Annotated in this window: 26 protein-coding genes, 1 tRNA gene and 1 pseudogene; 15 read left to right on the plus strand and 13 right to left on the minus strand. The window is 61.3% G+C overall.

The genetic code is table 11. The features are described 5' to 3' along the window. The first annotated feature begins 53 nt into the window (after positions 1-53). The 4 genes from QAZ22_RS18115 (at position 54) to QAZ22_RS18130 (ending at position 2,751) form a co-directional block, all read left to right on the plus strand. Positions 54-443, plus strand: coding sequence for an Mth938-like domain-containing protein (locus QAZ22_RS18115; protein ID WP_278202114.1), 390 nt, complete (start codon positions 54-56; stop codon positions 441-443). Further along, positions 444-1,298, plus strand: coding sequence for a phytoene/squalene synthase family protein (locus tag QAZ22_RS18120; protein ID WP_278202115.1), 855 nt, complete (start codon positions 444-446; stop codon positions 1,296-1,298). 77 nt (positions 1,299-1,375) lie between these two features. After that, positions 1,376-1,801, plus strand: a complete 426-nt coding sequence (locus QAZ22_RS18125; RefSeq protein WP_278202117.1) for a hypothetical protein — start codon at positions 1,376-1,378, stop codon at positions 1,799-1,801. After that, on the plus strand, positions 1,801-2,751 hold the full coding sequence (locus QAZ22_RS18130) for a sterol desaturase family protein (protein ID WP_278202118.1): 951 nt from the start codon (positions 1,801-1,803) through the stop codon (positions 2,749-2,751). The genes QAZ22_RS18125 and QAZ22_RS18130 overlap by 1 nt, the downstream gene beginning before the upstream one ends. Before the next feature lie 8 nt (positions 2,752-2,759). Here the strand turns inward: QAZ22_RS18130 and QAZ22_RS18135 are convergent, their stop codons facing one another. The 5 genes from QAZ22_RS18135 to QAZ22_RS18155 form a co-directional block, all read right to left on the minus strand. Next, complete coding sequence (locus QAZ22_RS18135) at positions 2,760-3,083, minus strand: type II toxin-antitoxin system RelE/ParE family toxin (RefSeq protein ID WP_278202119.1); 324 nt, start codon at positions 3,081-3,083, stop codon at positions 2,760-2,762. Continuing rightward, positions 3,067-3,357, minus strand: a complete 291-nt coding sequence (locus QAZ22_RS18140; protein WP_278202120.1) for a type II toxin-antitoxin system ParD family antitoxin — start codon at positions 3,355-3,357, stop codon at positions 3,067-3,069. Before QAZ22_RS18140 ends, QAZ22_RS18135 begins: the two co-directional genes overlap by 17 nt. Before the next feature lie 71 nt (positions 3,358-3,428). Further along, complete coding sequence (gene trmFO, locus QAZ22_RS18145) at positions 3,429-4,838, minus strand: methylenetetrahydrofolate--tRNA-(uracil(54)-C(5))-methyltransferase (FADH(2)-oxidizing) TrmFO (protein ID WP_278202121.1); 1,410 nt, start codon at positions 4,836-4,838, stop codon at positions 3,429-3,431. A 400-nt stretch (positions 4,839-5,238) separates the two neighbouring features. Beyond that, positions 5,239-5,379 (minus strand): DUF1127 domain-containing protein, encoded by a 141-nt coding sequence (locus tag QAZ22_RS18150; protein ID WP_071096637.1) that lies wholly within the window; start codon positions 5,377-5,379, stop codon positions 5,239-5,241. A gap of 49 nt (positions 5,380-5,428) precedes the next feature. Next, a complete protein-coding gene (locus QAZ22_RS18155; protein WP_071031999.1) occupies positions 5,429-5,569 on the minus strand; it encodes a DUF1127 domain-containing protein in 141 nt (46 codons plus the stop codon). Positions 5,570-5,802: 233 nt separating this feature from the next. Here QAZ22_RS18155 and QAZ22_RS18160 point away from each other — a divergent pair, with 233 nt between their 5' ends. Then, positions 5,803-6,918 carry a DUF2157 domain-containing protein gene (locus tag QAZ22_RS18160; RefSeq protein WP_278202122.1) on the plus strand — a complete coding sequence of 372 codons (1,116 nt, stop codon included), beginning with the start codon at positions 5,803-5,805 and terminating at the stop codon, positions 6,916-6,918. Next, positions 6,915-7,493 carry a GDYXXLXY domain-containing protein gene (locus tag QAZ22_RS18165; RefSeq protein WP_278202123.1) on the plus strand — a complete coding sequence of 193 codons (579 nt, stop codon included), beginning with the start codon at positions 6,915-6,917 and terminating at the stop codon, positions 7,491-7,493. The genes QAZ22_RS18160 and QAZ22_RS18165 overlap by 4 nt, the downstream gene beginning before the upstream one ends. A 149-nt stretch (positions 7,494-7,642) precedes the next feature. On the opposite strand, the gene QAZ22_RS18170 is transcribed toward QAZ22_RS18165, so the two are convergent. After that, a tRNA-Leu gene (locus QAZ22_RS18170) sits at positions 7,643-7,727 on the minus strand. Between the two features lie 343 nt (positions 7,728-8,070). Here QAZ22_RS18170 and tig point away from each other — a divergent pair. From tig to QAZ22_RS18190, 4 genes are all read left to right on the plus strand, one after another. Next, entirely contained in the window at positions 8,071-9,570 is a 1,500-nt protein-coding gene (gene tig, locus QAZ22_RS18175) for a trigger factor (protein ID WP_278202124.1), read from the plus strand. A 173-nt stretch (positions 9,571-9,743) separates the two neighbouring features. After that, positions 9,744-10,259: a hypothetical protein gene (locus QAZ22_RS18180; RefSeq protein ID WP_278202125.1), complete on the plus strand. Its 516-nt coding sequence runs from the start codon at positions 9,744-9,746 to the stop codon at positions 10,257-10,259. 286 nt (positions 10,260-10,545) lie between these two features. Further along, on the plus strand, positions 10,546-10,926 hold the full coding sequence (locus tag QAZ22_RS18185; protein WP_278077657.1) for a cytochrome c family protein: 381 nt from the start codon (positions 10,546-10,548) through the stop codon (positions 10,924-10,926). A 596-nt stretch (positions 10,927-11,522) separates the two neighbouring features. Next, complete coding sequence (locus QAZ22_RS18190; RefSeq protein WP_278202126.1) at positions 11,523-12,341, plus strand: DUF2189 domain-containing protein; 819 nt, start codon at positions 11,523-11,525, stop codon at positions 12,339-12,341. A gap of 45 nt (positions 12,342-12,386) precedes the next feature. On the opposite strand, the gene QAZ22_RS18195 is transcribed toward QAZ22_RS18190, so the two are convergent. The 7 genes and pseudogenes from QAZ22_RS18195 to QAZ22_RS18225 all read right to left on the minus strand — a co-directional run. Further along, on the minus strand, positions 12,387-12,860 hold the full coding sequence (locus tag QAZ22_RS18195; protein ID WP_278202127.1) for an aminoacyl-tRNA deacylase: 474 nt from the start codon (positions 12,858-12,860) through the stop codon (positions 12,387-12,389). A 129-nt stretch (positions 12,861-12,989) separates the two neighbouring features. Further along, positions 12,990-13,379: a cytochrome C oxidase subunit IV family protein gene (locus QAZ22_RS18200; RefSeq protein ID WP_278202128.1), complete on the minus strand. Its 390-nt coding sequence runs from the start codon at positions 13,377-13,379 to the stop codon at positions 12,990-12,992. Positions 13,380-13,404: 25 nt separating this feature from the next. Then, a complete protein-coding gene (locus tag QAZ22_RS18205; protein ID WP_278202129.1) occupies positions 13,405-14,124 on the minus strand; it encodes a heme-copper oxidase subunit III family protein in 720 nt (239 codons plus the stop codon). Between the two features lie 10 nt (positions 14,125-14,134). Next, complete coding sequence (locus tag QAZ22_RS18210) at positions 14,135-14,839, minus strand: cytochrome c oxidase subunit 3 (RefSeq protein WP_278202130.1); 705 nt, start codon at positions 14,837-14,839, stop codon at positions 14,135-14,137. Continuing rightward, positions 14,836-16,605, minus strand: coding sequence for a cytochrome c oxidase subunit I (ctaD, locus tag QAZ22_RS18215; protein WP_278202131.1), 1,770 nt, complete (start codon positions 16,603-16,605; stop codon positions 14,836-14,838). Before ctaD ends, QAZ22_RS18210 begins: the two co-directional genes overlap by 4 nt. 21 nt (positions 16,606-16,626) lie before the next feature. Beyond that, the gene (locus QAZ22_RS18220) at positions 16,627-17,511 is read right to left on the minus strand and encodes a cytochrome c oxidase subunit II (protein ID WP_278202132.1); all 885 of its coding nucleotides are present in this window, start codon (positions 17,509-17,511) and stop codon (positions 16,627-16,629) included. A gap of 153 nt (positions 17,512-17,664) precedes the next feature. Beyond that, a pseudogene (locus tag QAZ22_RS18225) lies at positions 17,665-17,833 on the minus strand (JAB domain-containing protein); the annotation flags it as partial. Positions 17,834-18,271: 438 nt separating this feature from the next. Between QAZ22_RS18225 and QAZ22_RS18230 the strand changes: the two are divergent. From QAZ22_RS18230 to QAZ22_RS18250, 5 genes are all read left to right on the plus strand, one after another. After that, positions 18,272-19,189, plus strand: coding sequence for an AraC family transcriptional regulator (locus QAZ22_RS18230; protein WP_278202133.1), 918 nt, complete (start codon positions 18,272-18,274; stop codon positions 19,187-19,189). A gap of 102 nt (positions 19,190-19,291) precedes the next feature. Next, positions 19,292-20,107, plus strand: a complete 816-nt coding sequence (locus tag QAZ22_RS18235) for an SDR family oxidoreductase (protein ID WP_278202134.1) — start codon at positions 19,292-19,294, stop codon at positions 20,105-20,107. A gap of 73 nt (positions 20,108-20,180) precedes the next feature. Next, positions 20,181-20,612 (plus strand): heme-binding protein, encoded by a 432-nt coding sequence (locus QAZ22_RS18240; protein WP_278202135.1) that lies wholly within the window; start codon positions 20,181-20,183, stop codon positions 20,610-20,612. Positions 20,613-20,677: 65 nt separating this feature from the next. Continuing rightward, positions 20,678-21,145, plus strand: coding sequence for a nuclear transport factor 2 family protein (locus tag QAZ22_RS18245; protein WP_278207877.1), 468 nt, complete (start codon positions 20,678-20,680; stop codon positions 21,143-21,145). 11 nt (positions 21,146-21,156) lie between these two features. Beyond that, positions 21,157-21,759: an NAD(P)H-dependent oxidoreductase gene (locus tag QAZ22_RS18250; RefSeq protein ID WP_278202136.1), complete on the plus strand. Its 603-nt coding sequence runs from the start codon at positions 21,157-21,159 to the stop codon at positions 21,757-21,759. The last annotated feature ends 13 nt before the right edge of the window (positions 21,760-21,772 follow it).

A 21,772-nucleotide genomic window follows, 5' to 3' on the forward strand; every position in this document is an offset into this window, starting at 1 on the left:
CATGATGTCGTCCGAAAACCGCTCCACACTTTTCGGCATCATGCTCTAGACCCATGGCCAAAGGCATCATCATCCGCGAGGCGCATTTCCCGGGCAGGGCGCCGATCGAGGCCTATGGCAATGGCGGATTTCGCTTTGCCGACATGTCGCATCGTGGCTCGCTGCTCTGCCTGCCGTCAGGCATCCATGGCTGGGAGCCGGCCGATCCGTCAGCGCTGAAGACCTCCGACTTCGACAAGCTGTTCGCCCAGGCCGACAAGGTCGAGATCCTGCTGGTCGGTACCGGCAAGGATCTGCGGCCGCTGCCAGCAGCGTTGCGCACCGCGTTCAAGGAGGCCGGCATCTCGGCAGATCCGATGTCGACGGGAGCGGCCGTGCGCACCTACAACGTGCTTCTGGCCGAGGACCGCGCCGTGGCCGCGGCCCTTGTTGCTGTCGACTGAATGGCCGGCACATCCAACACCGTCATGGACGCGGTGCGTGCCGCCGACCATGACCGCTATCTGTCGGCACTCTATGCGCCGGCCAACAAGCGCGACGCTTTGCTTGCGCTCTATGCCTTCAATGCCGAGATCGCCGGCGTGCGCGACCGCATTCATGAGCCGCTGCCGGGCGAGGTCAGGCTGCAGTGGTGGCGCGATGTCATCTTGGCCGAGGGCGAGGCGGAGACCGGCCATCCGACCGCCGATGCGTTGAGGGCGGCGATTACCGCCCATCACCTGCCGAAGGCCGCTTTCGAGAACATGCTCGAAGCGCGCGTGTTCGATCTCTACGATGATCCGATGCCATCGCGGATCGACCTCGAAGGTTATTGCGGCGAGACGGCCGCGGCGCTCATCCAACTTGCGGCAATGGTGCTCGATGCGACTGCTGCGCCAGGCCTTGCCGAATTGGCGGGCAGGGCCGGCTGTGCGCAGGCGATCACCGGTCTGCTGCTCCTGTTGCCGCTGCACCGTCGACGGGGCCAATGCTACGTGCCCGCAGACATCCTGGCGGCCGCTGGCACGACGCCGGAAGAGTTCGTCAAGGGCGATGGTGGGGCCGGCGCTGAGCGAGCAGTAGCGGCGACGATTGCGCTGGCGCGAGAACATCTCGGCGCTTTCGAGAAGGGCGCATCGGCTCTCCCAGCGTCACTGCGCCCGGCCTTTCTGCCGCTCGCCCTGACGCGCGCCTATCTCGACAAGATGGAAAAGGGAGCGCCGTCGCCGTTGAAGGGCGCTGCGGCGCTCTCAGCATTGCGCCGGCACTGGCTGCTCTTGCGTCATGCGACCCGGGGCCTGGGCACCCCTTTGACGTAAACGTCAATCGTGCTAGGTGTTCTGCCGGCTGGACTCGCCGCCGAAGAAGAGCGAGCCGCCGGAGGAGAGGCCTTCACATGAGCCTGCCTGTCCTGGTCATCCTTGTGGTGGTCGGCATCGCGCTGTCGGTCGCGGCCGTGCACTTTACCGGCGGCACAATTACCGCCACCCTCGCCACTGCTGATCAGGCGCTCGCGCGTTTCGCCGACGATTTTCCAGACGAGAAGCCTGGCACGGTCAGGTTGACTGCGGACAGGCATGCCGCGTTTCTCGATCTTGGCCCGCAACGCTGTGGCATCGTCCAGAGCATCGGCGACTGCTTCCTGACCCGCATCGTCACACCGCAGGACATTCTGGCGTTCACAAGGGAAGGGAATTTGGTGTCGCTAAGGTTGAATGACTTCACCTGGAAAGGCGGCAAGTTTGCCTTCGCCAACGAAGCTGACGCGCGGGCGGTGGCAGCGGCGCTGCAGAACCATGATCAGATCCGAAAGGCTGCGTGATGGACGACTACAACTTCCCGCAGGTCACGCAGCTTGCCATCCCGTTCTTCGTCACGGCGATCCTGATCGAGCTCTGGCTGGTGCGCACGGGCCGCGCCAAGGGATCGTTCGAGACGCGCGACACGCTGACCAGCCTGATGATGGGAACCGGCAATGTCGTTGCCGGGCTGCTGCTCGGTGTCGTGTCCTACTGGGCGCTGCTATGGCTCTGGCAGTTCCGCTTCTTCAATCTCGGCCTGTCGATCTGGGTGTTTGTCGCCGCCTTCCTGCTCGATGATCTGCGCTACTACGTCTATCACCGCGTCGCGCACCGGGTACGCTGGGTCTGGGCCGAACACGTCAACCATCATTCCAGCCAGCACTACAATCTCTCGACGGCGCTCAGGCAGAGCTGGACCGGCCTCTTTACCTTCACCTTCATCCTGCAGGCGCCGCTGGTGCTGCTCGGCTTCCATCCGGCGGTGATCGCCTTCGTCTTCGGCTTCAACCTGGTCTGGCAGTTCTGGATCCACACCGAAACGATCGGCAAGATGTGGGGCTGGTTCGAGTTCATCTTCAACACGCCCTCCCACCACCGCGTCCACCACGCCACCAACCCGCGCTATCTCGACGCCAATTTCGCCGGCACGCTGATCATCTGGGATCGCATGTTCGGTACTTTCGTCGAGGAGCTGGAGGAGGACCAGCCGCGCTACGGCATCGTCAAGAACATCGGCACCTTCAACCCGCTGAAGGTCGCCTTCCACGAGTGGATCGGCATGTTCAAGGATGCGGCTATGCCGGGACTGACGCTCAGCCAGCGCCTCAACTATCTCATCCAGCCACCCGGCTGGAGCCATGACGGTTCGCGCGACACGTCGGAAACGCTGAAGGCGGCCTATGTGCGGAGAAATCCGGGTTCGGCGGGGAAGCCGGGATTGCCGGAGGCGAGCGCCGAGCCGGCTGAGTAGCTATTCTGTTAAGACGGCTCGCCGCCTCGCATCAAAGCTTCGTAGTCGCGCCCGCCATAGAAAACATTGACGATGCGCACGATACTGCTTTCGATGACATAGGTGATGACGGCGGAATGTTCGAACGGGACCATTCTCAGTCCCGGAACGATATAATCGAGCGAACGTCCGCCATGAGGAGCATTGCCGATACGTTGACAGCGGTCTTCGATACGCAGGACAAATTTCAGTGCGAGATCAGGATTCCCGCTGGCCTCGGCGATATGCCGGAAAATATCAGTAAGATTATTGTTGGCGCTTTCACGATACTCAACCTCAAGCCGCCGAATCATCGTTACGGCCTGAATATTGAGCGGCGTATCTTTCCAATCGGGCGCGAACCTCTTCCCCGGAAAGGTTTGGCCTCTTGTCCTCGAGCGAAGCCTTCACTCGCGCTCGGATCGAGGCGATGCGTTCGGCATGCTCTTCCTCTTCGCGCTGGAAGGCGCGCAGCGCTGCGCGGATGACTTCGCTCGCCGATCCGAAGGAGCCGTCCTCGACCTTTTCGCGGATCATGCGCGCCATGGCTGGCGTGACGGTGACGGACAGTTTCTCGGCGGACTCCATAGCATCGCTCCATGCATATAAAGTAGGATGATATCCTACTTTATATGGGTCGTCCAATCGGAATCGAAAGCTTATTCCGCTGCCTGTGCCTGAACCGGCAGCCCCAGCCACTGCCTGCAATCGGCAAGCGCGCGCGCCGTAATCGTTCTGCGCTTGGCGACGGTTTTGTCCTTACCGCGCAGGCGCTTGCCCTCGGACTTTGGCGCCTCGACCGGCGGGAACAGGCCGAAATTGACGTTCATCGGCTGGAAGGAGCGTTTGCCGGGTTCATCATCCGAGACGATGTGGCCGCCGGTGATGTGATTGAGCAGCGCGCCGAAGGCCGTGGTCGGCGGCGGCAGCGAGGGCGCCTGGCCGAGCCGTTCTGCGGCGGCGAAGCGGCCGGCGAGCAGGCCGATCGCGGCGCTTTCGACATAGCCCTCGCAGCCGGTGATCTGGCCGGCAAAGCGCAGGCCCGGTCGCGATTTCAGCTGCAGCGACGGATCGAGCAGCGTCGGCGAGTTGATGTAGGTGTTGCGGTGCAGGCCGCCGAGACGGGCGAACTCGGCATTCTCGAGCCCGGGAATGGTGCGGAAGATGCGCACCTGCTCGGCATGCTTCAGCTTGGTCTGGAAACCGACCATGTTGTAGAGCGTGCCCAGCGCATTGTCCTGACGAAGCTGCACTACCGCATAGGCCTTGACCGACGGATTGTGGACGTTGGTCAGGCCCATCGGCTTCATCGGCCCGTGGCGCAGCGTCTCGACGCCGCGTTCGGCCATCACTTCGATCGGCAGGCAGCCGTCGAAATAGGGCGTGCCTTCCCACTGCTTGAACTCGGTTTTTTGTCCTTCCAGCAGCGCCGCCACGAAGGCGAGATATTGCTCCTTGTCCATCGGGCAGTTGATGTAGTCCTTGCCGGTGCCGCCGGGGCCGACCTTGTCGTAGCGCGACTGGTACCAGCAGACATTCATGTCGATCGTGTCGAAATGCACGATCGGCGCGATGGCGTCGAAGAAGGCGAGCGCATCGGCGCCGGTCGCCTCCGCGATCGACTGCGCCAGCGAGGGCGCGGTCAGCGGACCGGTGGCGATGATCGCCTGTTCCCAGTCCGCCGGCGGCAGGCCGGGCACTTCCTCGCGCTGGATGGTGATCAGCGGATGCGCCTTGATCTTCGCTGTGACCTCGTCGGAAAAGCCGTCGCGGTCGACGGCAAGCGCGCCGCCGGCCGGGACCTGATGCGCGTCGCCGGCGCTCATGATCAGCGAGCCGGCAAGCCGCATTTCGGCATGCAAAAGGCCGACCGCATTGGTCTCGGCATCGTCGGAGCGGAAGGAATTGGAGCAGACGAGTTCGGCGAGTCCCTCGGTCTTGTGCGCGTCGGTGCCGCGCACCGGGCGCATTTCATGCAGCACGACTGGCACACCGGCTTGCGCGATCTGCCACGCGGCTTCGGAGCCGGCGAGGCCGCCGCCGATGACGTGAACGGGATTTTTGCTCATGAGCGCCGAAATAATCGCTCGACGCGGCGAATGCAATTGCCGGCTTCACGAGCCGATGCGGCAAGCCTGCTTCCAAAAACAACAACACCCGCCGGGGGAGGAGGTCCGGCGGGTGTCGTTTTGGGGGTCGATCCTCGGGAGGAGGTGAAGATCGACCGTATTCGTCATCGCCGGGGAGGAGGTCGGCTTTGACGAAATTCCTTTCGCCTTTTTAGAAGGGCGAAACCTTCGAAGACGAACTACGTTCGCTTGGAAGACGAACTTCGTTCGCTTCTGAACAACGCCCGCCGGGGGAGGAGGTCCGGCGGGCGCCGTTTCGGTGGTCAACCTTTGGGAGGAGGTAAAGGTTGACCGTATCCGTCAGGGTCGGGGAGGAGGTCGACCCTGGCGAAATTCCTTATCAAACCGCCTTGCGGGCGATCATCTTGATCTCGTCGCGAACGATGCCGAGATCATGGAGCTGGCGGTTCGAAAGCCGACCCAGCTCGGAAACCGTCTCGCGATAAACGCGCCAGTTACGATAGCTACGGATCAGGTTCATTGTCTTAGTCTTTCAAAACTGGTTCGGACCATTCGCGGTCCGAAGCGGATTAGACCGCCTTGCGGGCGACGTAGTGGATGTCGCTGCGGCTGATGCCGAGGTCGGTCAGTTCACGGTTCGACAGGCGGCTCAGCTCGGAAACGGTTTCCCGGTAGCGGCGCCAGTTGCGGTAGTTGCGGATCAGGTTCATGGTAGTTCTCGTTTCGTCTTTAGTTCGGATCATTCCGTTTGTGTACGAACAGAAAATAGGTGGGATCATATCGGTTTAAAAGTGCCATTGGCGCATGGCAGCAATGCAAATTGTGCAATGCAACATTAACGGCCATTCACGCTTGCGACACAAAGAAGGCCGAATCGGAAAATGCCGCTGCGTCAGCGGTTTGGCTGTTCCGGCTAAGAGAATGACCAAGCTTGGGGGAACGCATGGCGAGCTATGCGACAAAGGTTAGGGTCGATATCGCCCGCTGGCGGGAAGCGGGCCTGATCGATGCGGCGACCGCCGAGGCCTTGGCGCGCGACGTAACCGCCAACGAACGAGCGTCGCTGAGCTTCGGCTCGATCCTGGCGATGATGGCGGCGCTGCTGTTCGGCGCGGCGATCCTGATCTTCGTCGCGGCCAACTGGGAAGCCATTCCGCGGCTGGCGCGGGTGGCGGCGCTGTTTGCGGTCATCCTCGCCGGCTATGTCGGCGGCGCCGCTCTGAAGACACGCGACCATGCGGCGATCGGCGAGGCGCTATGGATCGTCGCCGCCGCGGCCTTTGGCGGGTCGATCGCGCTGATCGGCCAGATGTACCATTTGTCTGGCGACGAGGCTTCGGCGTTGCTGACATGGTGCGCCGGCACGGCGCTGGCAGCGGTCGCCCTGCGCTCCAGCCCGCTCACCGTGGCCGCGGTTGGGATCGCCGATGGATGGCTGTTCTTCAAGGGGTTCGGCTATTACTGGCACGCCGGGTTTCCGCATTTCTTCGTCGCCATGGCGATCGTTCTGTTCGCCATCTCGTTCTGGACGCGCAGCCTGGCGGCGCGTCATTGCATCATCCTTTCGCTGATCTTCTATCTTGTCCTTCTGGCCCTGGATCACGACACGCTGCGGGTCGCCATCCCGGTGGTCGCGGGTTCAGCGGCGCTGTTTGCCGCCGGCGTCTTTGCCGCCGGACCAGTCGACAGGATCCTGCAGCTCGGCGGCCGCTTGCCGTTGCATGCGCTGCTCGGATTCCTGACGGGCCTTGCAATCATCCAATTCGAGCTCGCGGATGAAAGCACCTACAACAGCGGCTTTGCCGTTGCCTCGATTATCGCGTTGGCCGGCATCGTCGCGGCAATCATGCTTGCGGGGCGCGAGAGCCGCGGGCTGCGTTGGCTGGCCTATGTCGGCTTCGCTTTCGAGCTGGCCATCATCTACAGTGTCACCCTGCAGTCGATGCTGGATACGGCCGGCTTCTTCCTCGCCGCGGCCGTGCTGCTCGGCATCCTGGCGCTGGTCATCATCCGCATTGAAAAACGCATGAGGGAGCCCGCAGGAGGAGCAGCGGCATGACCGGGAACAGACTGATCATCTCGGCGCTGGTGCTGGCGCTCGTCCAGATCGGCTTCCTCAGCTGGATCATCGCCGGGCGCGCGGCGATCTTGCGCAACGGCAAGGAAGTTCTGCTCAAGGTCGAGCCCGTCAATCCGCGCGATCTCCTGCGCGGCGACTATATTTCGGTCAACAGCATATCGCGGATCCCGGTGAAGCTGATCGCCAACATCCCGCAAGGCAAGTTTTCCAGCGACGACACCTCGATCGTGGTGCGGCTCAAAAAGGGCGCCGACGGCTACTGGCAGCCGACGGCGGCGTGGTTCGGCAAGGCGCCGGCATCGGCAGGACCGGACGAGGCAGACATTGCCGGCCATCTCGCCGAGGGCTGGGGCCTTCGTGATCCGGACGCGACGATCGCGCCTGAGTACGGGATCGACCGCTTCTATGTGCCGGAAGGCGAGGGCATGGCGATCCAAACAGACATGCGGGTGCGGCCATTCGGCATCAAGCTGGCGCTGGCGGCCGATGGGACGCCGCAGATCAAGGCGCTCATGGACGGCGACAGGACGCTGTTCGAGGAGCCGCTTTATTAACTTTATTAAAGAGCTGCGTGTCTTGAGTTGGCGCTGAAGAGTTCAGCGTGCGCATTGCCTGCGCCGGTCCTCTTCGGCCAGGGCTTCGGAGGTTTTGCTCTAACGAGCCTCAAGGTGGCTTGCCACCCTGAGCTCGTCAGAGCGAAGGGTGGTGCGGATGAAGGGACTCGAACCCCCACGCCTTTCGGCACTGGAACCTAAATCCAGGGCGTCTACCAATTCCGCCACATCCGCGCATCCCGGCAATCCCATGTAGCCATCATTCTGTCAATGTCGGGGTCCAAATCACCGTCATTCGCTAATCGCGAAGATGGTTGAAAATTAGCCTAGCCTGTGACAAAAGGCGTGTCGAATGTGACGGGACGCGACTATCCGCTTCTGCAGAATGTGAAAAGAAGTAGGAAAAACAAAGACTTCTTCACATTTTTGGAAGCATAGGTCAGGAGAGTTTGAGCCGCATTGGCGGTCAAATCACCAGGTTCCGTACCAAAAGCCATTTCCGGCAAGATTATACCGGCAGGCTGTGAACGGCTAAGGACCGTTTGGCAGCCTCATTGGTGAAAACAAAGGTTTTAGGATGCAGGTCACCGAAACGCTCAACTCCGGTCTCAAGCGCGAGATCAAGATCACCGTGCCGGCCGGTGACATGGAAGCCAAGCTGATGGCGCGGCTGAACGATGCCCGCGACAAGGTGCGGATCAACGGCTTCCGTCCGGGCAAGGTGCCGGTGCAGCACCTGCGCAAGATGTACGGCAAGTCGTTCATGGCCGAGGTCGTCAACGAGATACTCAACGACTCGACCCGGTCGATCATCTCGGGCCGCGGCGAGAAGGCCGCGATGCAACCCGAAGTCATCATGACCGAGGACGAGAAGGAAGCCGAGAAGATCCTGGCCGGCGGCGCCGACTTCGAGTTCCGCCTCAACTACGAGGTCATCCCTGCGATCGAGATCAAGGATTTCTCCGACATCAAGGTGAGGCGTCAGGTTTACGACGTGCCGGAGTCCGAGATTGAAGACCAGGTGAAGCGGGTCGCCGAATCTGCGCGCAGCTACGAGCCCAAGGACGGCAAGGCCGCGGAGGGCGACCGCGTGAGCATCGACTATGTCGGCAAGATCGGCGGCGAAGCCTTCGCCGGCGGCGCCGGCACCGACCAGCCGCTGGTGCTCGGCTCCAAGGAATTCATTCCGGGCTTCGAGGACCAGCTGATCGGCACCAAGGCGGGCGACGAGAAGCTCGTCACCGTCACTTTCCCGGAGAACTACCAGGCGGCGCATCTGGCCGGCAAGGAAGCCACCTTCGACGTCACCGTCAAGGAAGTGGCCAAGCCCGGCGAGCTCGAGATCAATGACGAAACCGCCAAGAATCTCGGCCTGGAGTCGCTGGAGCGCCTGCGCGAGATCGTGCGCGGTCAGATCGAGAACCAGTTCGGTTCGATGACACGCCAGAAGGTGAAGCGCCAGCTGCTGGATCAACTCGACGCCGCCTATTCCTTCGAGGCGCCGTCGAAGCTCGTCGAGGCCGAGTTCAGCAACATCTGGGCGCAGGTCAACCGCGACCTCGAGGCCGCCGGCCGCACGTTCGCCGACGAGGAGACGACGGAAGAAGAGGCGCGCGCCGAATATATGCGCCTGGCCGAACGCCGCGTGCGTCTCGGCCTGGTTCTTGCCGAGATCGGCGAGAAGGCCGGCGTCACCGTATCGGACGAAGAGCTGCAGCGCGGCCTGTTCGAGCAGGTTCGCCGCTTCCCGGCCAACCAGCAGCAGGAAGCCTTCGAGTTCTATCGAAGCAACCCCGAGGCGATCAATTCGCTGCGCGCACCGATGTTCGAGGAGAAGGTCGTCGACTACCTGCTCGGTCAAATCTCGGTTGATGACGTCAAGGTCAGCAAGGAAGAATTGATGGCCGACGACGAGGAGGCCGAAACCGCGACCAAGGCGAAGCCGGCGAAGAAGGCTTCCTCGAAGAAGGCCGAGGCCAAGGCAAGTGAAGCAAAGTCGGGCGAGGCCGCCGGCGAGGCGGAAGAGCCCAAGAAGAAGGCCGCGCCGAAGAAGAAAGCCGCCAAGGACGCCGAGTAAAAAACGGCTCGATACGTGATTTGGAAAGGCCGCCCTCGAGGCGGCCTTTTTCGTTGTTGCCGCGCGGCAACACAATCGGCTTCGGATGAATGCCGGCTGCTGGCGATACCGAACGTTGATGATTATCTGCGCGGTATCGCATTTGGCGGGGTTGTTTGGAGGCGCGGGTGATCATGGCATTCAAGATGAGGGGCGTGGTTGTTGCCGCGGCGCTCTTGCTTGCCTCGGCTTGTGTTGCTCAAGCCGGACCCGATCTCGGCAACTGGCGCGTCGATGCCGCCGGCGGCCAGGTGACCGCATCGCTTTACGCCACCAACAAGTTGATCACCGGCGGCGGCGCGCTGGGCTACAGTCCGGTGCTGACGCTGGCCTGCCGGTCCGACGGTGAACCGCGCTGGAGCGAATGGCTGCAGCTCAACGACGCTGTTTCGGCCAGCCGCAAGATCACCATGTCGGTCATGGTCGACGGCGGCACCAAATTCGACGAAAACTGGTCCGTCGGCCCACGCGGCAAATTGCTGGTCAGGGAAGGGGATGACGGCATCAGGCGGCTGGTTTCCGCGAACCGGCTGTTGCTGTCATGGCGCTTCGGCCTGCTGTCGGGACGCGGCGAGGCCGATTTCGATCTCGCCGGACTGTCGGAGGCAATCGGCCAGATCGCTGCAAGCTGCAAGACCGACCCGCCCTGATCGTGCCGTCCAGAACAGGCTTGCACGGACGACGACACCGAAAATGGGAGCCGGCGAAACCCGACCCAGTTTCTGCCGCTTTTGCCGTTTCGGGCGGCTACCACCCCTCGCAGCCTAAACCTTCGCAAAAGCTGGCTTTTTCTACCCATTGAGATGATTCTGTGGTATGTAGATGCCGCAATTCCACTGAAGAGACACGGACATTCCGCTCCACCGTGCAGGGTACGCCAGCGGGCTGGTGTGGTGCGGATCGTCCGACGTAAACGACGATCAGGGAGGAAGTGCCATGCGCGCAACCGCGCTTTTCATCGTCTTGTCCGCCACGACCTTCTTTGCAAGCCCATCGCAGGCGCAGGACGCCGCCGCAGGTGAGAAGGTCTTCACCAAGTGCAAGGTCTGCCACATCGCGGATCAGGACAAGAATAAGGTCGGGCCGTCCCTGCATGGCGTCATCGGGCGCACGGCGGGCACACATCCCGATTTCACCTATTCCGCGGCCATGATCGCGGCCGGAAAGTCCGGCGTCAAATGGGACGAACCCACATTGACGACCTATCTTCACGATCCCAAGGCCATGGTCAAAGGAACGAAGATGGCGTTTCCAGGCCTCAAGAGCGACCAGGACATAGCCAACGTCATCGCCTACCTGAAGCAGTTTTCCAAGTAAGCGCGGCCCTCCCAGGCCCATTTGGTGGTCGCCTGCTTATTCCGAAGGAAGACGGTCGGCAGTTGCGCAGTTGAATATCGCGCCCGGCGCCGTCACGCCGGCAGCGCAAAAAATCCCAACAGCAGCAGAATGACTATGCCAAGGCCGAGTATGAGAAGCGTCCGCGTGTCCATGACGTTCACCTTCGCATCTTGACAATACCGAAAAAGCGGCCCTGGAGCCAGAACGCTGATGCGGCTGACCATTAAACGCGTTACGCAGAAACGGATTCGGGTGACGCGCTTTGAGTCTCTGTTTTGATGCGTGTCGTTCCCCCAAAACCGCTGCGCGCTTTTGGGCGACATGCACCTAAAGCGCATCGCGATCTTTCAGGTTCGCTCCATGCGCTTAGGTTTTTGATTTTACACATGTCTTTGTCCCGAAAACCGGTTCCCACCTTCGGGAGACATGCTTTAGCCGACGCCGTCCGGAGGGCGACAAATCGGGCGCAGAGGAGTATGTTGGTACCGGGTGCAGGTCGCGGTTTGCGTGGCCACGCAGAGCGGTAGCACCGTAAAGATCCGCGACCGTGCCGGACTTGGTCTGGAGGATTGGTCATGGCAAGCTTTCACGTGATTGCAGGGGCCAGCGAGACGCTGGAGCATACCAGAGTCAGAAAGATCGGCGTTTCCGACCTCTTTGACGCGCTTCGGCGCGGTGTCGAAGACTTCATGGTCAAACCCTCGCACATCGTCTTTCTGTGCATGATCTACCCGCTCGTCGGCGTGGTGCTTGCCACTTGGACGTCGGGAGCAAACGCGCTGCCGCTGCTCTTTCCGCTGGTGTCCGGCTTTGCGCTGATCGGCCCATTCGCGGCGATCGGCCTCTACGAGATCAGCCGCAGACGGGAAGCCGGGCTCGATGCGTCCTGGCGCCACGCGTTCGAGGTCAGGAACTCCCCGGCGCTGCCGGCCATCGCCGCGGTCGGGATCATGCTGTTCGCGATATTCATCGCTTGGCTTTTGACCGCCAAGATTTTCTATGAGCAACTGTTCGGCCCCGAACCGCCGGCGTCACTGTCGAGCTTCATCAATGAGATATTCGCCACCGGACGCGGCTGGACTTTAATCGTGCTGGGTCACGCCATCGGGTTCGTATTCGCCGTGGTCGTGTTGTGCACCACCGTGGTCGCTTTCCCGTTGCTGCTCGATCGCGATGTCGGGGCCTATGAGGCCATCCACACTTCAGTGCGCGTGGTCCTGGCCAACCCCATTGTGATGCCCGCCTGGGGACTTATCGTCGTCGTTGGGCTTATCGTCGGCTCGCTGCCTGTGTTTGCGGGACTGGCGGTGGTGCTGCCGATTCTCGGCCATGCCACCTGGCATGTATACCGCAAGGTCGTGGAGCCGCCGGCCGCCCGCAGACCGGCGAATTGACGAACCGAACCCTGTCATGGCGCACCGGCGGAAATGCCGGTGCGCTCAGAAGGCCCGGTGGCTGAACCGCGCCTGACGCGCGCCCGTGGTCAGGTTGCGGAAATCCTTGCCGCTGACATGCACAAGCGTCTTGTGATCGCCGCCCTCGAAATAGACCTCGGCGGCATCACCGAGGCTTTCGTCCAGGATGACCGGCACGTCATAAGCCGCGCCGATCGGCGGTATGGCACCGATGTCGCAATCATCGAAAAGCGATACCACTTCGTCTTCGGAAGCGAGGCCGAGGCGCCTGTCCATGACGTCCTGCAGCTTGTTGAGCTCGATCCTGTGGGTGCTTGGGACCACGGCCAGCGCATAGCCGAGTTCGTGGTGAACGACCACGGACTTCGCCATGATGCTGCCGGGCACGTGGGCGGCAATGGCGGCCTGCCGGCTGGTGGCAGTTCGATGATGCCCGACGGTGTCGTAGGAGATTCCCTTGCCGTCGATAAAGTCTCTCAGTTTGTTTGCTATCGTCATTGTCCGCGTCCTTTGCTCGAGTTCACGGCGCATACGCCAAACCAAAATGGGCCGGCAGCCTGTTGTTTCAAGGCACCGGAACCGGCCGTTCCCGGCTGGTTGTGCTGCGGATGGACCCCGTATCGGGTGTCAGGGGCCGGGCCCGAAGAACGCGATACGGGTCAGCAGCGTATAGTCGGCCTCGAAGACCATCATCGTCACGAAAACCAGCACCAGTATCGGTGGCAGGATGATCGCATACATCATCGCCAGCCGCTCCCAGGCCATATGCATGAAGACGGCGACGATCAGTCCTGCCTTGAGCATCATGAAGATCAGGATCAGCGACCATCTGAGATAGCCGTGGATGCCGAAATAGTCGACCAGATAGGAGCAGGTGCTGAGAATGAACAGCCACGCCCAGACCACCAGATAAAGCTTGATCGGGTGCTCCTGATGCGTCTCCGACTTGGCGACGATCGCCGCGTCATGGGGATGCAGTGCGTGCTGCCCAAGACCGTTTGCGGTTGCTTCAGCCATGTCTGCCTCTCAACAAGTCTGCCTCTCACCAAAGATAGAAGAAGGCGAAAATGAACACCCAGACCAGGTCGACGAAGTGCCAGTAGAGTCCCATGATCTCGACATTCTCGTAGCGGCCGCGGCGGCTCGTGAAAAACCCGGGTCGTCCGATGTCGAAATCGCCGCGCCAGACTTTTCGCGCCACGATGATCAGGAAGATCACGCCGATGGTCACGTGGGTGCCGTGGAAGCCCGTGATCATGAAAAAGCACGAGCCGAATTGCGCGGCTCCCCAGGGATTGCCCCAGGGACGAACCCCTTCGGTGATCAGCTTGGTCCATTCGAAGGCCTGCATGCCGACGAAGGTTGCGCCGAGCGCGGCGGTCAAAAGCATCAGGATCGCGGTTTTGCGGCGATCGCGGCGGTAGCCGAAATTGACCGCCATGGCCATGGTCCCGCTGCTTGAGATCAGCACGAAAGTCATGATGGCGATCAGGATCAGCGGGATTTCCGAGCCGCCGATGCGCAGGGCGAAGACCTCGCTCGGATTCGGCCACGGCACGCGCGTGGACATCCGCGCCGTCATGTAGGAAAGCAGGAAGCAACCGAAGATGAAGGTGTCGCTGAGCAGGAAGATCCACATCATGGCCTTGCCCCAGGACACGTTCTTGAAGGCGCGCTGATCCGAGGCCCAGTCGGCGGCGATCCCGCGCCAGCCTTGGGGGCGATCCAACTGGCTGGTATGCGTCAGTGTCGTCTCGGCCATCGCCAGTCTCCTAGGTCAGCAGCCGTTGGCAAATGCTCACGAACGTTGTCGCCCAGCCGGCCAGAACGGCGAAGATGCAGAGCCAGACGAAAAGCAGGAAATGCCAATACATGGCGCAGAGCTCGACGCTGAGGCTGAGCCGCTCCGGCCGCGTTCCGTTCCAGGCGCCGGCGCTCGTCCTGCCAAGGCCGACCAGTCCGCCCAGTATGTGCAGGCCATGCGTCGCGGTGATCAGATAGAAGAAGCTGTTGGCCGGGTTGGAGGCCAAAAGGTAGCCGTCATCGGTCAGTTGCCGCCAGGCCATCAACTGGCCGGCCAGGAAGGCGAGGGCGGTCAGCCCGGCCGTTGCAAGACCGAGCCTGACCATGTCCACCTGGCCTCTGCGCGCGGCGACCACGGCACATTGCAACGCGACGCTGCTCAGCACCAGCACCCCGGTGTTCAGCCAGAGCAGGCGCGGCAGCGGCAGCGGCCGCCAGTCCGACAGGCCCATGCGCATGAAGTAGGCGCTGGTGAACAGCGAGAACAGGCAACCGACGACAGCGAGGAAGACACCGAGGCCGATCTTGGCGGTGGGCAGGGCCGACCGGTCGAAGCCGACGAAGTCCCCGGCCACGCCTTGCTCCAGCCACGGCTTCGCCATTAGCCGCTGGTGCGAAAGCCACCAACCGGCAAAGCCGGCTATCACCAGCAGAAAGACCAGGATGACGCTCATGCCGGCTCCCTGGAGGGGCCGAAAGAGCCCGGCACGTTCTGTGGGATGAAGTCCTCCTTGGCCCCTGGCACGCTGTAGTCGTAAGCCCAGCGATAGACGATCGGCAGTTCCTTGCCGAAATTGCCATGCGCCGGCGGCGTCTCAGGCGTCTGCCACTCGAGCGTCGTTGCCCGCCACGGGTTGCCGCCGGCCTCGCGGCCATGGCGGATGCTCCAGATCAGGTTGAACAGGAACACCATCTGGGCGAAGCCGACGATGAAGGCCATGATGCTGATGAACGAGTTCAGATGGTGGGCCGATTCCGTCATGATATTCATGTCGGTCAGTTCGGCGTAACGCCGCGGAACGCCCATCAGGCCGAGATAGTGCATGGGGAAGAAGATCAGATAGGCGCCGACGAAGGTGACCCAGAAATGGAAGCGGCCGAGCGTCTCGTCCAGCATCCGTCCGGTGACCTTCGGATACCAGTGATAGATCGCACCGAAGATCACCAGGATCGGCGCGACGCCCATGACCATGTGGAAATGGGCTACGACGAACATCGTGTCCGACAGCGGCACGTCGACGACGACATTGCCGAGGAACAGGCCCGTCAGGCCGCCGTTGACGAAGGTGACGATGAAGGCGAGCGCGAACAGCATGGGTATGGTGAGGTGGATGTCGCCGCGCCATAGCGTCAGCACCCAGTTATAGACCTTGATCGCGGTCGGCACGGCAATGATCAACGTCGTGGTGGCGAAGAAGAAGCCGAAATAGGGATTCATGCCGCTGACATACATGTGGTGCGCCCAGACCACGAAGCTCAGCGCGCCGATGGCGATGATGGCCCAGACCATCATGCGGTAGCCGAAGATGTTCTTGCGCGCATGCGTGCTGATCAGGTCGGACACGATGCCGAAGGCCGGCAGCGCCACGATGTAGACTTCCGGGTGGCCGAAGAACCAGAACAGATGCTGGAACAGGATCGGGCTGCCGCCATTGTGCTGCAGCTGCTCGCCCATCTCGACGATCGCCGGCATGAAGAAGGAGGTGCCGAGCAGACGGTCGAGCAGCATCATGACACAGGCAACGAACAGCGCCGGGAAAGCGAGCAGCGCCATCACGGTGGCGGTGAAGATGCCCCAGACGGTGAGCGGCAGGCGCATCAGGGTCATGCCGCGTGTGCGGCCCTGCAGCACCGTCACCACATAGTTCAGGCCTCCCATGGTAAAGCCGATGATGAACAGGATGAGCGAAGAGAGCATCAGGATGATGCCCCAATCCTGGCCGCCCGGCGTGCCGCTCATGATCGCCTGTGGCGGGTAGAGCGTCCAGCCCGCGCCGGTCGGCCCGCCCGGCGCAAAGAAGCTCGACACCAGGACCAGCACGGCGAGCAGATAGACCCAATAGCTCAGCATGTTGACATAGGGGAAGACCATGTCGCGGGCGCCGACCATCAGCGGGATGAGGTAATTGCCGAAGCCGCCAAGGAAGAGCGCGGTGAGCAGGTAGATCACCATGATCATGCCGTGCACGGTGATGAACTGGTAATAGGCCTCCGGAGTGATGAAGTCGAACGTGCCGGGGAAGCCGAGCTGCAGGCGCATCAGCCAGGACAGCACCAGCGCGACAAGGCCTATCGCCGTTGCCGTCGCCGAATACTGGACCGCTATGACCTTGGCGTCCTGTGAGAAGACGTATTTCGTCCACCAGCTGTGCGGATGGTAGAGCTCGACCTCCCCGACTTCGGCGGGTGGAACGGCATCTGCGGGTGTGACATCGACCATGGGAGCACCTCCGTGCCCTGTTCAGCGGGCCTCGAGCGTTTCGAGTTTTGCCGGGACGCCCAGATTGGACGCCATCGTCTTTCCTGACGCTTGGTTCGCCGAGCCGGTTTGCTTGGGCGCGGACAATTGCGCAAAGGTCTGCTGCTGGCCGAGCCAGGCCAGATAGTCCTGCTCGGTGTCGACCACGACCACGCCATGCATCAGCGGATGTCCCTGGCCGCACAGCTCGGCGCACAAGACCTGGAAGGTTCCGGTTCTGGTTGGCGTGAACCAGAAATAGGTGACCGATCCGGGGATCATGTCCATTTTGGCGCGGAATTCCGGGATGTAGAAATCATGCAGCACATCGATCGAACGCAGCAGCACCTTGACCGGCTTGCCGACGGGAAGGTGCAGATCGGCGGCCTCGACCAAGACGTCGTCCTGGCCGTTGGGATCTTTGGGGGCGATGCCCAACGGATTGTCGGCGGTCACGTCGCGGGTATCTGAGGTACCGAGCTTGCCGTCCTTGCCCGGCAAGCGGAAGCTCCATTGCCATTGCTGGCCGATAACCTCGATATCGGCGGCCTGGCTGGGAACGTTGACGAAGCGGCTCCAGACGAAGAGACCGGGAACGAGCAAGGCGGTGACGCCGGCCGCGGTGGCGATCATCAGCCACGATTCGAGCCGCTTGTTCTCCGGTTCATATGCGGCGCGATTGCCTTCCCGATGCCGGAAGCGGAAGACGCAATAGGCCATAAAGAGCACGACAGCGGAAAAGACGATGCCGGTGATCCAGAAGCTGATGATGATGGTGTTGTCGATATAGTCCCAGTTCGAGGCGATCGGCGTCCACCACCATGGGCTCAGGAGGTGGAACAACACCGAGCCCACAACGATCAAAACGAGTACAAGCACAATGGCCATGTCCCGTCCTCCCGATATTTCACCGGAGCGCGAAGCATCCTATGGAAATACCAAGCCCCATCATGCTTGATTTCCTGTTGAAATTCCAGAGCCGACTATCTGAAGAGGAGACGATGTCGTTCGCCCGGCAATCTCGAATGTCGGGCAAACGCCTCAAATCAGCAGCAGCCCCTTCATCGAGGCGTTGCCCTTGCGGCCGATGATGATGTGGTCGTGCACCGCGATACCGAGGGGCTTCGCCGTATCGATGGTCTGCTTGGTCATCTGGATGTCGGCGCGGTCGGCGCGAGGGCGTCGGGTCGCCGGACGGATGGTTGTGCACAAAGCCGCTGATATCCACATCATGCTGATATTCTTGGGCTTTCTTTGATGCCTGTTTCAGCGGGGGTTGCGCCGGGGAGCGGTAACCAATGACAACTCATGATGATGCCGCTGACTCATGTTCGCTCACAATTGAGATACGTGGAGCATATCCACCCGCCCTGTAGAGAACGAGGATTCGATGGTACACTCCTCGGACTCCTCAGCCCGCAATCCCAGGAAAGTATGATTCATGCCCTCCGAGGCCGAGAGTCGCGGCTTCGCGTCCTGCCGGAGCGCCATCTCTGGTAAGCGAGATGGCCATCTGGTCGATTGCATGACCCCGCTTGCGGGAGGGTTGAGTATCTCAAATGGGGACTCGCTCGCTTTCCGGCTAAGATCAAACTATCTTGCTCGGATCGGCTCTAAAATTGATCGTGGTGTGCTTGAGGGGGTGAGCATGTATAATTCTTCGCGAGGATTTCAGGAGAAATTTGTCGACATTGACAAGGCCCCTGGCGTCAACGCCTCTCAATTGGAGAACGGCGAATTGAGAGCTATGCACGTCAGTTGGCAGGCCGGCGAATGCGCATATGCGACGAGATGTAGCTTGGCCGAAGGCTACATGCTCTATCTGACGAGATGCGATCTGGCGCCGCACCCGAACTGGGTCGATGGCCGCTCTGCGCCGCTGCGCACGCTTAACTCAGGCCAGTCTCTGCTATTGGATTTGCGTGCACAGCATTCCGCGCTTGTCACCGGAGATGTCGATTGCGTGTCAGTCTACACATCGAGCGCAGCATTGCTCCGGTTTCAGGCAGAACATGATTTGCCTTGTCATGGTTTACTGCATGCTCCCGAGAACGTGATCCACGACGACGGCGTGCTCCGGCACTTAGGGGAAGCTCTCTTGCCCGCCCTTCAGCAGCCGAAATATGCCAGCAAGCTCTATGTGAATCACTTGACGCTGGCGCTGCTTTTCAGGCTAACGACTCAGCACGCAGCAGATGATATCGCCAAGGCCCGGTTGATCCAGCCATTGCGAGGCGGACTTGCTAGTTGGCAGGAACGGCGAGCCAAGGAGATGTTGCTGGCAAGTATGGATGGCGGGATCGGCCTTGAGGAGCTCGCTGCACAGTGCCAACTGTCGCGTAGCCATTTCGCTCGAGCATTCAAGGCCTCAACCGGATTGTCGCCTCTTCGTTGGCTGGCCAAACAGCGGTTGGAACGGGTGAAAGTCTCGCTGAAAAACACAAATCTATCTTTGGCGGAGATCGCCGCGTCCTGCGGTTTTGCGGATGCCAGTCACCTCACTCGAGTGTTCATCCGAGAGACAGGCCATCGTCCAGGCGCCTGGCGCCGAGAGCGGCGTCGTTAAGCGGCGGCGCTTCACAGCACTCCGGTCCAATCATCGGCACCCGCGATCATCGGCACCACGTCGGAGTCGGCATAAATTCGTTCCTCAACAAAGGAGCGAACTATGCAAACCAAGACCATTCTTATCACCGGTGCCGGGTCGGGCTTCGGCAAGGGGGCCGCCATCGGCATGGCCAAGAACGGACATACTATTATCGCGACTTGCGAAGTCTCGCCGATGGTCACCGCAATGCGCAACGAAGTGAAAGCGCTCGGCTTATCCGAGCGCATCCGCGTCGAGCGCCTCGACCTCCATGATCCCTATGATATTAAGCAGGCTCAGAGCTGGGACTTCGATATCCTCTGGAACAATGCCGGCCGCGGCGAGCCCGGCCCGGTGTGGGAGATCCCGGTCGATATCGTCCGTCGCAACTACGAGAACAATGTCTTCCTGCCGCTGGAGCTGACCCAGGGCGTTGTCCAGCGCTGGATCCGCGAGGGGAAGAGTCAGGGCAAGAAGGTGGTCTTCACTTCCTCGATGGGCGGCCTGTTCACTCCGGCCAACTGGGGCACCTATGTCTCGACCAAGCACGCGCTCGAGGCGTTCGCGGAGGCGATGCAGCAGGAGCTGGCGAGCTACGGGATTAAGGTCCAGACGATCAACCCGGGCGCCTATTACACCGGCTACAACGAGACCATGGCGGACAATCCCTTCCGCTGGCTCGATGACTCGAAGAATTTCACCAAGCGCGCTGACTTGCGCAAGGGCTTCGACGACTTCTTCGCGACGCCCGAGGGCAGGATGGACCCGCAGGAGCAGATCGACCGGATGATCGAGATCGTTCCGGCCGACACCGGCAAGTTCCGCAACGTCTGCCCCAAGGCGATCGAGGACATGCTCAGGCAGCATCAGCTCCAGGCTTGGGAAAACCAAATCTGAGCCGGCGCCTCCCGTCGCGCCGTCATCCCCCTTGGGCGCGGCGGCAACATCTTTCTCAAATTGGAGGCGTTCAATGACTATCTCCCAGGACCAAGCGGATAAAGTGATCGCCGCCGGCCGCCGCGCCGCCGAGGCAATTGGCGTCCCGATGAACATCGCCGTTCACGACGACGGAGCCAATCTGAAGGCCTTCTCGCGTATGGATGGCGCGCTGCTCGGTTCGCTTGACATCGCCATGGCCAAGGCTCGCACGGCGGCGCTGTTCGGGTTCAATACCGAGGCACTCTACGAATTCTGCAAGCCGGGCGGCACATCACCTGGGTTCGAAAACACCAACGGTGGTCTTGTGGTCTTCGCCGGCGGCATCCCGATCCGCGACGCGAACGGCAGGCTACTCGGCGCGGTGGGCGTCTCAGGCGGCGCAGTCGATCAGGACTTCAGTGTCGCGCAGGCGTCTGTCGCCGGCCTGCAGCCGACCGCATCGTGTTCGGGGGACGAGCTATGATGCGCGGCATCAAAGCGATCACACCTAGCGTCGTAGCCCTTTCGTTGTGTGGGGTGCTGTTTTTGATGGCCGAGGGAGCGTCAGGTCAAAACATGAGCGAACAGGAGCGCAAAATCGTGAGCGAGCAGGAACGCAATCGAGCCCTGGTGTCAGAAGGCTTTGCAAAGTGGGCTTCCGGGTCAGGGAGTCCGTATGACCTTCTCGCCGACGGCGCCCGCTGGACCATCACCGGCAAGTCGCTCGCCGCAAAAACCTATCCTTCCAAGGAAGCCTTCCTGAGCGAGGTGATCCGGCCATTCAATGCGAGGATGCGCGACCGGCTGGTCCCAACGGTCAACCGCATCTACGCCGACGGAGACACGGTCATCGTCCATTTCGACGCGAGCGGCGCAGCCAGCGACGGCAAGCCCTATGTCAACAGCTACGCGTGGATCCTGCGCCTGGAGGAGGGTCGGATCGTCGAGGCTCATGCCTTTTTCGACAGCATTGCATTTGACGATCTGTGGCGGCGGGTCGCGCCAACAGCGAAGTAATAGGCGCGGTTATGATTCAGAGACCGCGCATTGCGATCGTCATCAGCACGACACGGCCGGGTCGGTTTGGAGACACACCCGCCGAGTGGCTCCTTGGACTAGCCCAGGCGCGAGATGACGCAGATTTTGAACTCATCGATCTTCGCGACTACCCGATGCCATTCTTCAACGAAGAACGCGCGCTGGTGTATGCTCCCGCGCAAAACCCGGTGGCAGTGCTCTTTGCGGAGAAGATGCGAAACTTCGACGGATTTATCTTTATCACGGCGGAGTATAACCACAGCATCACGGGGGTTCTGAAGAACGCCCTCGACTACCTTTATACAGAAATGCATCGCAAGCCGGCGACCTTTGTCGGCTACGGCGGCGTGGGCGGATCGAGAGCCGTCGAGCATCTTCGTCACATACTAGCAGAGCTTCAAATGGCGACGCTCAAGTATGCGGTCCATATTGGTGCAACAGAGCTTATCGGCATGCTCCGTGAAGGCAGAACGATGGCAGATTTCCCGCATTTGGCGGACGCGGCATTCATCATGATCGACGATCTGCTCTGGTGGACTAATGCGCTCAAGATGGCGCGCGCCGCAAAAGAAGACGTCGAGTGCCGGCTGTGAGCCCGCCGCCGTC

Source organism: Mesorhizobium sp. WSM4906 (assembly GCF_029674625.1).
Classification (GTDB): Bacteria; Pseudomonadota; Alphaproteobacteria; order Rhizobiales; family Rhizobiaceae; genus Mesorhizobium.

Coding starts and splice junctions, on each gene's coding strand:
- QAZ22_RS18115 (WP_278202114.1), top strand. CDS start 54: ATGGCCAAAGGCATCATCATCCGCGAGGCGCATTTCCCGGGCAGGGCG.
- QAZ22_RS18120 (WP_278202115.1), top strand. CDS start 444: ATGGCCGGCACATCCAACACCGTCATGGACGCGGTGCGTGCCGCCGAC.
- QAZ22_RS18125 (WP_278202117.1), top strand. CDS start 1,376: ATGAGCCTGCCTGTCCTGGTCATCCTTGTGGTGGTCGGCATCGCGCTG.
- QAZ22_RS18130 (WP_278202118.1), top strand. CDS start 1,801: ATGGACGACTACAACTTCCCGCAGGTCACGCAGCTTGCCATCCCGTTC.
- QAZ22_RS18135 (WP_278202119.1), bottom strand. CDS start 3,083: ATGATTCGGCGGCTTGAGGTTGAGTATCGTGAAAGCGCCAACAATAAT.
- QAZ22_RS18140 (WP_278202120.1), bottom strand. CDS start 3,357: ATGGAGTCCGCCGAGAAACTGTCCGTCACCGTCACGCCAGCCATGGCG.
- trmFO (WP_278202121.1), bottom strand. CDS start 4,838: ATGAGCAAAAATCCCGTTCACGTCATCGGCGGCGGCCTCGCCGGCTCC.
- QAZ22_RS18150 (WP_071096637.1), bottom strand. CDS start 5,379: ATGAACCTGATCCGTAGCTATCGTAACTGGCGCGTTTATCGCGAGACG.
- QAZ22_RS18155 (WP_071031999.1), bottom strand. CDS start 5,569: ATGAACCTGATCCGCAACTACCGCAACTGGCGCCGCTACCGGGAAACC.
- QAZ22_RS18160 (WP_278202122.1), top strand. CDS start 5,803: ATGGCGAGCTATGCGACAAAGGTTAGGGTCGATATCGCCCGCTGGCGG.
- QAZ22_RS18165 (WP_278202123.1), top strand. CDS start 6,915: ATGACCGGGAACAGACTGATCATCTCGGCGCTGGTGCTGGCGCTCGTC.
- tig (WP_278202124.1), top strand. CDS start 8,071: ATGCAGGTCACCGAAACGCTCAACTCCGGTCTCAAGCGCGAGATCAAG.
- QAZ22_RS18180 (WP_278202125.1), top strand. CDS start 9,744: ATGGCATTCAAGATGAGGGGCGTGGTTGTTGCCGCGGCGCTCTTGCTT.
- QAZ22_RS18185 (WP_278077657.1), top strand. CDS start 10,546: ATGCGCGCAACCGCGCTTTTCATCGTCTTGTCCGCCACGACCTTCTTT.
- QAZ22_RS18190 (WP_278202126.1), top strand. CDS start 11,523: ATGGCAAGCTTTCACGTGATTGCAGGGGCCAGCGAGACGCTGGAGCAT.
- QAZ22_RS18195 (WP_278202127.1), bottom strand. CDS start 12,860: ATGACGATAGCAAACAAACTGAGAGACTTTATCGACGGCAAGGGAATC.
- QAZ22_RS18200 (WP_278202128.1), bottom strand. CDS start 13,379: ATGGCTGAAGCAACCGCAAACGGTCTTGGGCAGCACGCACTGCATCCC.
- QAZ22_RS18205 (WP_278202129.1), bottom strand. CDS start 14,124: ATGGCCGAGACGACACTGACGCATACCAGCCAGTTGGATCGCCCCCAA.
- QAZ22_RS18210 (WP_278202130.1), bottom strand. CDS start 14,839: ATGAGCGTCATCCTGGTCTTTCTGCTGGTGATAGCCGGCTTTGCCGGT.
- ctaD (WP_278202131.1), bottom strand. CDS start 16,605: ATGGTCGATGTCACACCCGCAGATGCCGTTCCACCCGCCGAAGTCGGG.
- QAZ22_RS18220 (WP_278202132.1), bottom strand. CDS start 17,511: ATGGCCATTGTGCTTGTACTCGTTTTGATCGTTGTGGGCTCGGTGTTG.
- QAZ22_RS18230 (WP_278202133.1), top strand. CDS start 18,272: ATGTATAATTCTTCGCGAGGATTTCAGGAGAAATTTGTCGACATTGAC.
- QAZ22_RS18235 (WP_278202134.1), top strand. CDS start 19,292: ATGCAAACCAAGACCATTCTTATCACCGGTGCCGGGTCGGGCTTCGGC.
- QAZ22_RS18240 (WP_278202135.1), top strand. CDS start 20,181: ATGACTATCTCCCAGGACCAAGCGGATAAAGTGATCGCCGCCGGCCGC.
- QAZ22_RS18245 (WP_278207877.1), top strand. CDS start 20,678: ATGGCCGAGGGAGCGTCAGGTCAAAACATGAGCGAACAGGAGCGCAAA.
- QAZ22_RS18250 (WP_278202136.1), top strand. CDS start 21,157: ATGATTCAGAGACCGCGCATTGCGATCGTCATCAGCACGACACGGCCG.